Below are 14466 nucleotides of genomic sequence, written 5' to 3'. Positions count from 1 at the left end.
TTAGGGAGAGAAAGCCGTGATTGCCGTGAACGACAATGACAACTCGCAGGAGCGTCGCACGCTCTGGATCGTGCTGCTGCTCAATGCGGCAATCGCGGGGGGCTTCTTTGCTACCGGCGCTTTCGCAGACTCGAGCGCGCTGATCGCCAATGGCGTCGATAACCTGTCCGATACGGCCGTTTACGCGCTGAGCCTTGTCGCACTGACCCGGGGTCAAACATGGAAGACCCGCGCAGCGATGGCTTCAGGCGTCATGCTGCTGCTGTTTGCCGGTGGCATCCTGCTCGATGTCGGGCGGCGCTTCATCCAGGGGAGCGAGCCCATCGGGCCCACCATGATGGTGATGTCCGCGATTGCTGGCGCGGTAAACTACCTCTGCCTTCGGCTGCTTCAACGCATCAAGGAACCGGACGTCAATCTCCGGGCCGCGACCACTTTCAGCTTCAACGACTTCATCTCCAACGGCGGCATCCTGATTGCCGGTGTGCTGGTGTTCTGGCTGGGTACGAACTGGCCGGACCTGCTCGTCGGTTTCGCTACCGCGCTCATCGCCATCAAGGGCGGCGTCGAAATCCTGCGCGACGCACGCACCGAACCCAATACAACGAAGGGAGGTCGTCATGAATGACAAGCTCGAACTCGACATTCCGGTGCTATTGCCCGACCTTCCCGACGCAGCTGACGCATGTCTCGATCGTCTCGTAGCAACGCTGACGAAGCGCGAAGGCGTTGAGCGGGCGCATGTCATCTGTGTCGACGACGATACGCCAGCAGCGCTGTGCATCCATTTCGACGCTGCCAAGCTGCCTTTGCCGCGTTTGCGCGAAATCGTGCGCGCAGCCGGCGCTGAAATCACCGAGCGCTATGGCCATGCTATCTGGCAAGCAACGGGGATCAACCATGAGCGTCGCGCTCGAACGATCAGCGATGCGCTTTGCGCCTTACCCGGCGTGGTACAGGCCAGCGCCAGTTCAGGGGGGTCTGTGCGGGTCGAATATGATCGCCGCGAGACCACCGAAGAGGAAGTGCTTTCGGCCCTTCGCAAACTCAAGGTTGGCATCGAAAAGCGGGTCAGTGCCGATGATCATGCCGGTCATGATCATGGGGCAAGTGGCCATGGGTCGGCTGAGGAAAGGCATAGCTCCGGTGATGGTCACGATCACAGCCACGCTGATTTTCTGGGGCCCAACACTGAACTGATCTTTGCCCTCGCCTGCGGCGCGCTGCTGGGAATCGGTTTCGCAATTGAGAAGCTGATAGCCGGTCCGCCCGCTTGGCTCCCGACCGCCTGCTATATCGCAGCCTATTTCTTCGGTGGTTTCTTCACGCTACGCGAGGCGATTGACAACCTTCGGTTGAAGAAGTTCGAGATCGACACCCTGATGCTGGTCGCCGCCGCCGGGGCAGCCGCCTTGGGGGCGTGGGCCGAAGGCGCGCTTCTCCTGTTCCTGTTCAGTCTCGGACACGCGCTGGAGCACTATGCCATGGGCCGCGCCAAGAAGGCAATTGAGGCCCTGGCGAAGCTTGCCCCTGAAACCGCAACGGTGCGCCGCGATGGCGCGACCAGCGAAATCGACGTCGGACAAATGGTGGTCGGCGACATCGTCATCGTGCGTCCGAACGAGCGCTTGCCCGCCGACGGCTTCGTTCTGAAGGGATCGAGCGCGATCAACCAGGCGCCCGTCACGGGTGAAAGTATCCCGGTCGACAAGATACCGGTAGCCGACGTGGTCGCCGCACGGGCCAAGCCCGACATGGTTGATCCGCAAAGCCGGGTATTTGCCGGAACGATCAATGGCAGCGGCGCGATCGAGATTGAGGTGACGCGCCGCTCCAGTGAAAGCGCGCTTGCGAAAGTCGTGAAGATGGTGAGCGAAGCGGAGACGCAAAAATCCCCGACGCAGCGCTTTACCGACCGGTTCGAACGGGTCTTCGTCCCCGCAGTCTTGGTTGTATCGTTCGTGCTGCTGTTCGCCTGGACCGTTGTGGACGAGCCGTTCCGCGACAGCTTTTACCGAGCGATGGCGGTGCTGGTTGCAGCGAGTCCCTGCGCGCTTGCCATTGCGACGCCAAGCGCAGTTCTATCGGGTGTGGCGCGCGCAGCGCGCGGCGGTGTACTTATCAAGGGCGGCGCACCCTTGGAAAATCTCGGTTCGCTCAAGGCAATAGCATTCGACAAGACCGGCACTTTGACCGAAGGCCGCCCGCGCATTACCGACATCGTCCCTCTGGGAGGCACTGATGAAAGTGAACTGCTTGCGACTGCGGTCGCTGTCGAAGCATTGAGCGATCATCCACTGGCCCAGGCGATCGTCAGGGATGGTAGCGCACGTCTGGGGGGGCGCGCCCTGCCCCATGCCGCCGATCTCAAGAGTCTTACCGGCCGGGGTGTTACCGCGACCGCGGACGGCGAGACAGTGTGGATCGGCAAATCCGAAATGTTCGGTAAGGACGCAATTCCGGCGCTGGGGCAGGAGGCACAGGACGCGATAGCGTCACTGCGCGAAAACGGACGAACGACGATGCTGGTCCGGAAAGGGGACCGTGACCTCGGGGCGATCGGTCTGCTCGATACGCCTCGCGAAGCGGCCAAATCCGCGCTGCTTCGCTTGCGTGAGTTGGGCATCACCCGGATGATCATGATCTCGGGGGATCACCAAAAGGTTGCCGAAGCGATCGCCAAGGACGTCGGGATAGACGAAGCATGGGGCGATCTCATGCCGGAAGACAAGGTTGTCGTGATCAAGAAGCTTGCGGGCGAAGACAGGGTCGCAATGGTTGGCGACGGCGTCAATGATGCACCGGCCATGGCCAGTGCTACGGTCGGCATCGCCATGGGGGCGGCAGGATCGGACGTGGCGCTGGAGACAGCCGACGTTGCCCTCATGGCCGACGACCTGGCGCACTTGCCATTCGCTGTGGGCCTAAGCCGGCATACCCGCGGGATCATCCGGCAGAACGTGTTTGTGAGCCTCGGCGTAGTCGGGTTCTTGGTTCCCGCCACGATCATGGGACTCGGCATCGGTCCAGCGGTGGCCGTGCATGAAGGCTCAACCATCATTGTAGTGGTCAATGCACTCAGGCTCTTGGCGTACCGCGACTGACCAATTGACGGTTCTAACCGTAAGGCAGCGCACGCTCTGACAATCAATCACGGCCCGCATTCACGATCTGCGCAATATCCGCCGGTATTGGCATAGAGGCAAAAGCACTGACGTCCGATCGCCCGGTATTTCCCATCGGCGTGCGACCGGTCAGTGTGCCCAATGGCGCTAGAAACAGACGCAGCACCTGGCCTGCAACCTCGGCCCATTCGCGCCGCGACACCGCGAATGCCAGCATTACGCCGTGCGAGTGAATATGCAGCTGCAGACTACCCTGAGCGATGATGTGCCCGCGTTCGAGCCTTTGCCAGGCGCTGGCGTGATCGCCGCTGGCACGCGCAGCACGGAATTCTGCCAGTTCATTTCGATAGGCTGTCCGAATAATGCTCATCGCACCAATCTTCATTTTGTTTTCGACCTACCAATGCTTGTGCGCGGGGTAGCAAGTACCAGGTAAAGCTGTTCCACCAAATAAGGAAGGTCTATCGCCTGCTTCTCAAGTGCCGTAGCGGCGGGGCAAACAAGCATCGCAACTACGGGTGCTAGGCATCGATACCCGCAATATGTCATGGTCCTCTGACAAACACCAGATTGGCTGCGACACCGGCGGCAAGGTGCGGGCTGCCTTTTCTCTCGGCCGCTACGATCGCGGAATAATGGGCTTCGTCGCCACCACTGCCGGCATACACGTTTAAAACGTGCACAATTTTACTGCAGCCACCCGGCCACCCGTAATCCAAAGGCACGGCCAGAACGGTTGTACTACACCAACTCCGTTCATCCGCTTCAGGCACTTGGAGTAGAGAACTCACCCTGCGCGAACACATCAACTATCCAACCGATGCGGAACTGACCGGCAAGCAAAAAAGCGACGCTACCTTTTGGTATCAGAACGTTTGCCGCGCGGTCACGCCGAAGGTGCGCGGCTGACCGATGTTGAAGCCGAGCCGCGCCCGGCCGCCACGCTCGCGATCGAACGACAGCAGCGGGTTCTCGTCGAACAGGTTGTTGACATAGGCCGTCAGCGACAGGCCGTTCTCAAGCTCCACCCCGGCGCTAAAGTTGACCAGCTGATAATCGGGCAGTTCCAGATCGATCGTGGTCGCCGCGGTTGCCGGAGCGCCGCCGAAGGGCAGACCATGCACGAAGGTGCGCGGATTGTTTTCCTGATCGGACGGCTGCGTGAAGCGCGAACCGACATGCTGGAACGAACCGGTCACGAAGGCCGTGGTCGCCTCGCCCAGCTCCCATTCGTAGCTGCCGTTGGCCGAAAGCTGGAATTCAGGCACCGAGGGCAGGCGATTGCCATCGCGGATCCCGGTCGCGGTCGCCAGCACGCCCGGAAGGGTGCTGTTGAACTCCGACTGGATGTAACTGCCGCTGACGTTGAAGCTAAGACCCGGTGAGGGGCTGAAGCCCAGTTCGGCCTCGATCCCGGCAGCGTAGGCTTCGGGTACGTTGAACACGATGCGCGACGAACAGCTGCCGGCATCCAGCGTCACCTGAAGGTTGCTGATGTCGTTGTAGAAGGCGGCCGCGTTGAAGGTGAAGCCTGCGCCTTGCGTCTTCACGCCCAGCTCGTAGTTCCACAGCTTTTCGTCGCTGTAATCCTGGAAGCCGCCGAACAGCGCCAGGTCCTGCGCGTTGCACAGCGGGGTGTTGAGAGGATCGTTGACCCCGCCAAGCCGGAAGCCCTGCGCGGCCTGGGCGTTGATGGTCACGTCGTCGCTCGCCTTATAGCTCAGCAGGAAGCGCGGGGTGAAGCCGTCGGAAGCGGTGGTATCCACCACGCCGCTATCACCATTGGCAAACAGGCCACCGGTGGTGATGATGCGCACTTCCTCGAAATCGTAGTAGCGCCCGCCAGCGGTGAAGGTCAGCTTGTCGGTCAGCTCGTAGCTGACCTCGCCGAACACCGCGAGCTGCTCGATATCGAAGGGCAAGTCGGAATTGAACGGCGAGTTGACCGGGAAGCCATTGGCGACGGCCGCCGAAGTGCCCGCGCCCAGCGTCGCGTCAGTGAAGGCGTCATAACCCGGGGTGGGCAGGCGCTGACGGTAATCGCGCTGCACATCGGAATAGAAGCCGCCGATAAGCCACTGGAACGGACCGTCATAGTCCGAGGCAAAGCGCAGTTCCTGGGTGAAGGTCGAAAGATCGGTGGTGTCGCGCAGGTTCGAGGGCAGCACCACCGCCGCCGCCGGGAAGCCGAGATCGACAGAAACCGACCCGGTCAGCGCGCTCGCATCGCGGCTGACGAGAATGTCGCGGTTGATGTAGGACGACACCGACGTCAGCTCGTGCGCGCCGAGCCCGACCTTGATCGTCAGATCGGCGATGAAGGTTTCATCCTCGAAGGCCTCGGGCAGCAGCAGGAACTGCTCGCGCTCGCCAAGCTGCACCGCAGGCCGCGTGGCGGTGAAGCGGTTGGCGAAGAGGTTGTAGGTCTCCTGCCGGTTGAACCCGTTCGCCGTGATCTTCTGGTAGATGATGCGCGGGGTGATCGAGAAGGTATCGGAAGGCTCGAAGGTCAGCGCAATGCGGCCGCCGTAACGCTCGCCATCATTGACGTTCTGTCCGCCACCGGGGCCTTGCGCATCGATGAAGCCGGAATAGCGGGTGTAATATCCGACCGCGCGGATCGCAGCGGTATCGCCCAGCGGCACGTTGACAGCGCCCTTGAGATGCCCGCCGACATTGCCGCCGTCGATTACATTGACGTTCGCTTCCACCTGCCCCTCGGTCACGCCAAGGGTCGGCTGGTTGGTGATGTAGCGGATCGTGCCGCCGACGGAGCCCGAACCGAACAGCGTGCCCTGCGGCCCGCGCAGGGTTTCCACGCGGTTCAAGTCGAACAGGTCGATATCTGGCGTGAACAGCGACAGCGAGATCACGGATTCGTCGAGATAGACGCCGACCTGCTCCTTCACGCCGGGCTGATCGCGGACGACCTGCCCTGCGGAAATCCCGCGAACCGAAACCTGGCTCTGGCCCGGCCCGAGGTTCTGGATGGTAAGGCCTGCGACATTGCGCGACAGATCCTCAAGCGTCACCGCGCCCGAACGCTGAATGTCTTCCTGCGTCTGCGCATTGATCGAAAACGGCACGTCCTGGATCGTCGTGTCGCGCTTGGTCGCGGTGACGATGATGACATTTCCCTCATCAGCTTGAACATCGTCAGTCGCAGCATCTTGCGCCAGAGCGGGATTTGCGATCAAAATGGCTGCGGTCCCTACCAGCAACTGGCTGATGTAGGTCGAACGATTTGTAGCACCCATCTTCATTTGCCTCTCTCCCGTCACGCAACTTTTTTGGTTAGATCTTCTCACAGCGCGTGCATCGCTCGCACAAGGCGCTCACTACAACAAGATCGCTCCCGACGTCGTTTGACGTTGAGTGAAATGGTCGTTGCAATCATGCAACAGTCGGCGAATGCTAGCAGTACTTTGGCAGAAGTGCATTCTCTGGCTCTCCATGAATCGCTTATGGAAATCTAAATGTCGTCAGCTTTTGGAGGCTGGCAATGGCGGAGGCTTGGTGAGACGATCTGTCGGTGTGACTTGGGCCATTTGTGGGGCTGCTGAGTGACCGGTGCCCGGCGCGGATGTGCCCTGCTCTTGTCGAGGGACTGATCGGCCTTGGCGGCCGCAGGAGCGTGCAGCCGATGGCGATACGCGCGCCCGGCATCGGCTACGATCGCTGCATCATTTTATCGGCGGTGCCCTGTGGGACAGCGCTTCATCAGAAGAGGAGCTAGCCAGACAGGCAGATTGCTGGTTCGCGGCACCGATGCCTAGCTGATTATCGATGACACGGCTTTGTCCAAAATGGGAAGGTCCTCGGTCGGCGTAGCGCCGCAATATACATCGGCTCTGGGTAAGAACGCCAACTGCAAGACGCTCATTTCGCTGACGCTGGCATCGAGCAACGTGCCGGACATGATCGGCCTTTACCTGTCCATGCCTCAGAGCTGGACCAGCGATGTGGCGCGGATAAGCCGTGCCAAGTTACTAAAGTGGTGCGGAAGGCGTGCGCCAATCTACCTGGTGACATGCCGTTCATGAAGGTCGCCGTGCCATCGAGGCACAGTGCATCAGCGCGCAAGCTTGCAATTGCAAGTAACTTGCAGTAGCGACTCGTCGGGATTACAGCAACGAACGGGGATCAAATGGTAAATATTTTTCGGGCCGGTATTCTGCTCGGCTCTTCAGCTATAGCTGTTCCCGCCACTGCGGACGTCGCAAGTGCGCGAGCTGAGATGACTGAGTATGGAATGGTCGATGCTGCGACAGCTACCGAAACCCAGCCAGCGACGGACATTGTCGTCGTCGGGAGCCCTGAAGAGTCCGAATCAATTTCCGGATCCTTTGCGACCGTAAGCAATAATGACCTACGCCGCACCCGCGTACTTAACGTCAACGACGCACTGCGGCAGGTGGCCGGGGTGTTCGTGCGGGACGAGGAGGGCGCGGGAATGCGGCCCAATATCGGCATTCGCGGGCTAAACCCGATCCGATCAACTAAAGTGCTGCTGCTCGAAGACGGCGTGCCGCTGAGCTTTGCGCCATATGGCGATAACGCTTCCTATTATCACCCGCCGATCCAGCGCTTTAGCGCGGTCGAGGTGCTCAAGGGCGCGGGCCAGATCCGCTTTGGCCCCCAGACCATCGGCGGCGTGGTTAATTACATTACCCCGGAAGTGCCTGAGGAGTTTGTGGCAAGCGGAACGGTTGCAGCAGGTAATCGCGGTATGTTGATGCTTGATGGGCAGGCCGGCGGCAAACTGCTGGGCGGGGGTGTGCTGGTGCACATCAACCGCAACCAGACCGATGGCAACCGGGACAATCAGACGCTGCGATTTACCGACATCTTTATTAAGGGCGCATGGGAGTTAGGCCCCGATCACGGTTTAACCGTGAAATTGTCGCGCTTCCGTGAGGATAGCCAAGTCGGCTACTCGGGCCTGCGCCGAGATGAATTTGCCGCCGACCCGCGCGGCAACGTGTTCGTCAATGATGACTTCCAGACCGAGCGGCTGAACGCCACCATCGCCCACCGCTGGGATCTGGACGAAAACCTTCGCCTGCTGACCACCGGCTATTACCACTACTTCACCCGCGACTGGTGGCGGCAATCCTCGAACAGCGGCCAGCGACCCAATGATGCGAGCGACCCGGCCTGCGGCGGGCTGACCAATCTCAACACCACTTGCGGCAATGAAGGCCGTCTGCGCGATTATGACACCTACGGGATCGAAAGCCGCCTGAGCATCGATCACGCGCTGCTGGGTATCGGCGGCGAGACCGAAATCGGGGTGCGTTATCACGCAGAACGCCAGACCCGCCGCCAGTGGAACGGCGACACCCCCAATGCCCGCGCCCCCGGCAACGGGGTAAATGCCGGCGTGCGCGAGAACAACGAGCGCGATGCCAACGCCTTTTCCGCCTTCATCCAGTCGCGCATCGTCCTTGGCGACTTTGCGCTAACGCCGGGTGTGCGCGGGGAGTTCATCGATTTTGCCCGCCGCAACCTGCCGATTGACGTGCTGGTCGGCGGCGGCCCCTCGGGCGCGTTGACAGCCGCGACGAGCGGTTCGAGCAGCCTCAACAAGGTGCTTCCCGGCCTCGGGGCGACCTGGGAGATTGCCGACAACATCACCTTGTATGGTGGCGTACACCGCGGATTTGCCCCGCCGCGGGTCGAGGATATCATTACCGCCACGGGCGGATCAATCGATCTCGGGGCGGAGCTCAGCTGGAACTACGAAATGGGGATCCGCGGCGAGATCGTGCCCGGGCTCAATGCTGATGCGACCTTCTTCGTGATGGACTTCGAAAACCAGATCGTCGCCCAATCGGTCGCCGGCGGGGTCGGCGCGACGCTCACCTCGGCAGGCGAAACCCTGCATCGCGGCGGCGAGCTTGCGCTCAACGCCTCATCGCGCGCCGCCGGGTGGACCGAGGGGGATACCGATGTCTTCGCACGACTTGCGGTGACCTGGGTGGAGGAAGCGCGCTACAACAGCATGCGCATTGCCACGCCGCCCTGCTTCGACGGCGCAACTACGGGGACTCCAGTCGCCACCGACGCCGGCCCGGTGCCTTGCGGCGTGGCCCGCAATGTCGAAAGCAACCGCCTGCCCTATTCGCCCGAATGGCTTGTGTCGGGCGCGATCGGGGTGGAGCACAAGGGCTTTACCGGCCAGGTCGAAATGGTCAGCCAGTCGTCGATCTTTGCCGATGACGTCAATCTGATCCCCGTCACGCCCGACGGCCAGCGCGGGCTGATCGAAGGCTGGACGCAGTTCAATCTCGCGGCATCCTATGGCCCGCCCGGCGGCAAGTGGGAGGTGTTCGGCACCGCGCGCAACCTTTTCGACCGGCTCTATGTGGTCGATCGGGCCCGCGGCGTGCTGCCCGGCCAGCCCTTCACCATTCAGGTCGGGTTGGCGCTGCGATACTGATAAGACCGTTCCGATGAACCTTAGCCGATGTTGTCGGATTGTGCTTTGCGAGGACGCGGCTGCTTTGTCCCCGGCGCCAACAAAGGCACGAACGGCTTCCCGACATGTTTAGCTGCCAAGCCCTTCTTTCGGCGCGTTCCTAAGAATTTTGCAAAGCGTTTTAGTGTTTGCTGCATCAGATTGTGGCTTCAATTTCCCGCCAAATGAGCCGCTGCCGACTGCATTGCTGGGCCCGTCCTACCAACTGCTATTGGAACATCTATAGCGGAAATGCTGTCATTGCTTAAGCTGCGGCATCTTCATCCGTTGGGAGATATCGCCCCACACAGTGCCCTATCTTCGGCGGACTACTATCTTTCAATTGTATTGCGAATTATTCGCAGGAAGTATAAGGAAGAACACCCTTACAGGAGAGGCTATCGTGAAGCTCGATGTGACGAACGCTGCATTTGAATGCGTCACCGAGCAGTCTCTGGCTCAGCCCGATGGCGGCACTCATATCGCCAGCGCCTCCACACCTGCTGCGCTCAAGACATCCGTCATTCTCTGTAAGGCACTGCGGATCTGGCACCATCAGCGAACTGAGGGCGGGCCGGTACAGCCTGCGCTCTATACACTCCTTGCTTCCCGAGGCTTGTGCATATTGGCGCCCGTTCTTGACGGGCTTTTCCGCTGTGCCGAGATGGCGCTTGGGCGACAACTCGTCGCCGGCGCGGGCTGCACGATGTCGGCCGACGAAGCATGGCTGGCCAGCCTGATCGGCCTCGCACGCCGCGACGCGCCAGGCTGGATAATCCGCGATCCGCAGCAGGCGGCACAGCTCGAAGGCGCAGCGCGTTCGGCCAGGATCATGCTGCGTGAATGCCTTATCTGATAACAACCTCGCTCAAAGAGGCCCTACCAGCGACATAGCGATCCCCATTGCGGAAATCGCGACGAAGATGTTCAAGCAATCCAGAGGCTAACCCTCCGAAAAGTCGAATACCTGCCCTCTCCCGATCAAAACCGCGAAGTCAGCGTCAGCGCCCCCATTCGGCCGGGCCCGGCAAAGCGGCGGTCGGCGGTGGCGCCAAAACGGCTCTGGCTTTCGACCGGAAGGTAGAAATCGTTGAGCAGGTTGGTGATGTTGAGCGCGATGCTGCCCCAACCCAGATCATAGGCCGCACCCACATCGATCGTCTTGTAAGATTGCAGCTCGAAGTTATCGACCCGCGCGACCCGCGCCCGATCACGATTTCCGGCGAACAGCAATTGCCCGGTCAGTTCCAAGCCATTGATCGGTCGCCATGCGCTGGTCAGTGAGACCTTGAGCGGCGGGATCTGCACCGATCCCAATGGCAGAAAGACCCCGTCGTTATTGGCGTCGTTCTCGCCATCGTTCCAGCCAATTGCTACCCCGGCATCGAAGCGCGGTGAAGGTGCGACATCGACGCTCGCCTCGAAACCATAATTGCGCTGCGGCGCGCGAATCAGATCGGCGATGCCGGTGGTCGGGTTGACTAACGCAGACGCGCCATTGTCGGACCGGGCATAGAATCCGGAAAGCGCATAGCGCATCGCGCCGCGCCCACCCCGCAACCCGCCCTCGAAGCTCTCGACCAAAATGGGTGCGACGAACTCCGATCCACTGATGGCGACGCCGGGCCGGATGCTGTTGGCGGCAAAGCCCAGTTCAGGGATCGAAAAGCCCTGTGCGTAGCTGACGAACAGATTGTGATCCTCGGCAACGGCGAGTGTTGCGCCGAGATTCCAGGACTCACCCTCGGATTGACCGCGGCCGCCGGGCCGCAGGCCCTGCACGCCGAACACCACGGTATAGGCCCCTGTGCATTATTCGGACACAGATTCACGGTAGCTGTTTGACGAGCAGCGGCATGAAGCCGTTGGCGTCGAGATCGAGGCGATCAGACCAGACGTAATCGCCGGTGAGATTGATGCGGTCCCAGCCCAGCGGCGAGAGCCGGGACAGCATAGCCGGATCGATCGGCGTCCCGCGACGGCGCATTTCGTCAACGGCGCGACCGAGATACCGGCAGTTGAACAGGATGATCGCAGCGGTGACCAGGTTGAGCGCAGCCGCCCGGGTTTGTTGGTTCTCCAGGCCCCGGTCGCGGAAACGACCGAGCCGATGAAAGGCAACTGCCCGGGCCAGGCTGTTGCGCGCCTCGCCCTTGTTCAATTCGGCGGTAACGGTGCGGCGCAGCACCGGATCGTCGAACCAGCGCAGCGTGAACAGCGTGCGCTCGATCCGCCCGACCTCGCGCAATGCCGCGGCGAGACTGTTCTGCTGGCGGTAGGCGGACAGCTTCTTCAGGATCAACGATGGCGTGACGGTGCGGTCGCGCATTGCGCCGATAACACGCTCGATATCCGGCCAGTGGCTGACGATCAGATTCCGGTTGAGCTTGTGACCGAACAGCGGCGCGAGCCTGCCATAACGCTTCGGGGGTTCGAAGGCGTAGAGGCGTCGATCGGACAGGCGGGGAATACGCGGCTCGAAATCGAGCCCGAGCAGGTGCATTGTCGCGAACACGATGTCGGAAACGCCGCCTCCATCGACGTGCAGGGCGGTCAGATCGGCGTTGCTGTCGTGGCCGAGGATACCGTCGAGCGCATGGATGGCCTCTCCAGCCGTGCCAGCGATCACAGTCTGGTGAAGCGGCGCGTAGCGATCGGTGATGGTGGTGTAGATCTTGATCACCGGGTCGCGACCATAATGCGCGTTGACCGCACCGCCGGCTTTACCCGGTCCGCCCAGGTAGAACGCCTGACCATCTGCAGATGCCCGGTGTCCCTGCCCGAACCAGGCGGCGATCGGCTCGGCGTGTATAGCGTCGGTCAGACAGGAAAGCGCCGCGCGAAAGGTTTCCTCGCGCATGTGCCATGTCTGCATGCGCAGGAGCGCGCGGCGTGATCCTGCGCCGCATACCTCGGCCATGCGCGACAACCCGAGATTGGTCGCCTCGGCAATCAGGGTGGCGAGGAAGGCGCGCTCGTCAGCAGGCGGCAATCCGGTTGAAACATGACCGAAATGCCGAGTGAAGCCGGTCCAGCGTTCGACCTGCGACAGCACATCGGTGATACGGGTAGCAGGCAGCATGCCGTAACAGGCGAGCGTCAGGTGCCGCCCTTCATCTTGCCCGCCGTCATCATCCTTCTGCTCTTTGGGGAAGCGTAATCTCTCTCCGGCGAACAGGGCGGCATCACGCCCGTCCAGATTGCGGGCGACGCCGCGCAAGGCGCTGTCGAGTTGCTCAGCGCGCTGGTCGAGCCATGCATGCGGATCGCCGAGTGAGAACGGCGGTTGAAGCGTTGCGCCGGGCGATGGCGCAAGCAGCACGTCCAGCGACCGGTGCATCCGCGACGTCGGCACCCAGATATCACCCGATGCCAGCGCATTGGCGAGCGCGCCGTAGGTCGCCATCTCCCAATGCGTCCGGTCGATCTTTCCTGCGACCACGACATGGCGTTGCCAGCGCCGCTCGACATGACCGAGCGGAACGTCGGCGGGAAGCGGCTTGCGCCAGTCGCCATCGAGATCCGACAAGACCGTCATCGCATTGCGCAATGTCGCGGTGCCGGCCCGGCAGTGGAAATCGAGCGCTTGCAGGAACTGTGGTCCTGCCCGCTTGAAGGTCCGGTACTCGGCTGCAATCTCACTCAGCACATCATCCCTGTGAGGCGCGGCGGTGCGACGGATGATCGCCGCATCGGCATCGAGCATGTCGAGAGGCATGATATCCCTGATGGCCGCGCCGATATCTTCACCAGCGCGTGCTGCCCGGCTGATCGTTTCCAGCACCGTGGCGATGCGCATCAGCCGGTCGCGTCCCTCGCGTCCTGAGATCGCGACCCGCTGTTCAAGGCGTTTGCGAGCACGAAGGTGAGCGCGTCCTATCAAGGCACCGAACATGGCGATCGCCGCGTCGGTAAGCGTGGCCTCCAACTCGCGCAGCGTGGCAAGGAGGATGACCCGCCTGCGGGTAGGGCGCATCTGTTGGAAAGCCTGAGCGGTATAGCGCACACCTTCGCGGGCGAATTGCGACAGGCGTGGATCGTACCGGGGATCGATCGGAACACGGGAAACGCCAGTCCACCGGATCAGTGCGACCTTCTCGAGGATTTCGGCGAGCGAGACGGATGCGACGCGGGGTTCCGGTTCGCGTAGCCAGGAAAAGCGGCTTTGTCGGCTATGCACCTTGTCGTCCACCAGCGTGTCGAGACGCTGACGCGTCTCTGTATCGAGCGTGTCGTCGACCGCGGTGACCAGATCGGTTTCCGCCCGAAGCATCGCCTCGGCCGCCATCCGTTCCACAACGCTAATACCGGGGATGACGATGCGCCGGGTGCGCAGCTCGTCCAGAAGTCGGTCGAGCAGAATGCGCCCGTCAACGATGGGCATAGCTTCGGTCGCCAGCCACGCCATCATCGACTGGCGAACTGGCTGGCTCAGATCGGTAAAACCAAACCGGGCTTTGATGGCAGCAAGCTGATCGTAGCGGGTCGGCGTACGCCGCGCGAAGTAGGCAATGACGTCCGCATCAACCCCAACCTGGTCGGCGATATGCTCGAGCATGATCGCAGGCAACAGCTCGCCGGCGCGCAGATGCCGTCCCGGAAAGCGCAGGCAGCAGAGTTGGAGCGCATAGCCCAGACGGGTCGCCGGAGTACGTGTGATGCCGATCGCGGACATGTCTTCGGCGTCGAGGCCATGATGTCGCACAACCATCGTCTCGGTATCAGGCAACGCCAGCAGTGCGGCGCGCTGCCGCTCGGTCATTGGAATGCGTGCGGGCATGTTTCAGGCGTCACCTCAAGCTTTGTTCGCCAGACAACGATTTCTCGGACATAAGCGGAACATGGGCTACGCTACACGCTTCAACCGCGCCATTGGCTCGT

General features: G+C 61.6%; 8 protein-coding genes and 1 pseudogene. 5 read left to right on the top strand and 4 right to left on the bottom strand.

The genetic code is table 11. The annotated features are described in order from the left end of the window. The first annotated feature begins 16 nt into the window (after window positions 1–16). Window positions 17–628, top strand: a complete 612-nt coding sequence (locus C7451_RS17515) for a cation efflux transmembrane domain-containing protein (protein ID WP_110300192.1) — start codon at window positions 17–19, stop codon at window positions 626–628. After that, entirely contained in the window at window positions 621–3104 is a 2484-nt protein-coding gene (locus C7451_RS17510) for a heavy metal translocating P-type ATPase (protein ID WP_110300191.1), read from the top strand. The genes C7451_RS17515 and C7451_RS17510 overlap by 8 nt, the downstream gene beginning before the upstream one ends. Before the next feature lie 43 nt (window positions 3105–3147). On the opposite strand, the gene C7451_RS17505 is transcribed toward C7451_RS17510, so the two are convergent. Together C7451_RS17505 and C7451_RS17500 are read right to left on the bottom strand one after the other, a co-directional pair. Further along, window positions 3148–3510, bottom strand: coding sequence for a DUF3703 domain-containing protein (locus tag C7451_RS17505; protein ID WP_244182011.1), 363 nt, complete (start codon window positions 3508–3510; stop codon window positions 3148–3150). Window positions 3511–3991: 481 nt separating this feature from the next. Next, window positions 3992–6382: a TonB-dependent receptor gene (locus tag C7451_RS17500; protein ID WP_110300240.1), complete on the bottom strand. Its 2391-nt coding sequence runs from the start codon at window positions 6380–6382 to the stop codon at window positions 3992–3994. Between the two features lie 293 nt (window positions 6383–6675). Between C7451_RS17500 and C7451_RS20305 the strand changes: the two are divergent. The 3 genes and pseudogenes from C7451_RS20305 to C7451_RS19820 all read left to right on the top strand — a co-directional run. Then, window positions 6676–7114, top strand: a pseudogene (locus C7451_RS20305) (transposase); the annotation flags it as partial. Between the two features lie 248 nt (window positions 7115–7362). Then, on the top strand, window positions 7363–9567 hold the full coding sequence (locus C7451_RS17490; protein WP_167398600.1) for a TonB-dependent receptor family protein: 2205 nt from the start codon (window positions 7363–7365) through the stop codon (window positions 9565–9567). Window positions 9568–9988: 421 nt separating this feature from the next. After that, on the top strand, window positions 9989–10441 hold the full coding sequence (locus C7451_RS19820; protein ID WP_146215404.1) for a hypothetical protein: 453 nt from the start codon (window positions 9989–9991) through the stop codon (window positions 10439–10441). A 125-nt stretch (window positions 10442–10566) separates the two neighbouring features. Here C7451_RS19820 and C7451_RS17480 read toward each other — a convergent pair whose 3' ends face one another. Further along, window positions 10567–11379: a TonB-dependent receptor domain-containing protein gene (locus C7451_RS17480; RefSeq protein WP_110300187.1), complete on the bottom strand. Its 813-nt coding sequence runs from the start codon at window positions 11377–11379 to the stop codon at window positions 10567–10569. Between the two features lie 34 nt (window positions 11380–11413). After that, the gene (locus tag C7451_RS17475; protein ID WP_244182010.1) at window positions 11414–14365 is read right to left on the bottom strand and encodes a Tn3 family transposase; all 2952 of its coding nucleotides are present in this window, start codon (window positions 14363–14365) and stop codon (window positions 11414–11416) included. Between the last annotated feature and the right edge of the window lie 101 nt (window positions 14366–14466).

Origin of the sequence: Blastomonas natatoria (genome assembly GCF_003201955.1) — a bacterium.
Classification (GTDB): domain Bacteria; phylum Pseudomonadota; class Alphaproteobacteria; order Sphingomonadales; family Sphingomonadaceae; genus Blastomonas; species Blastomonas natatoria.
The sequence above is the reverse complement of the archived record's forward strand: the minus strand, read 5'-3'. Positions and strand labels throughout refer to the sequence as shown.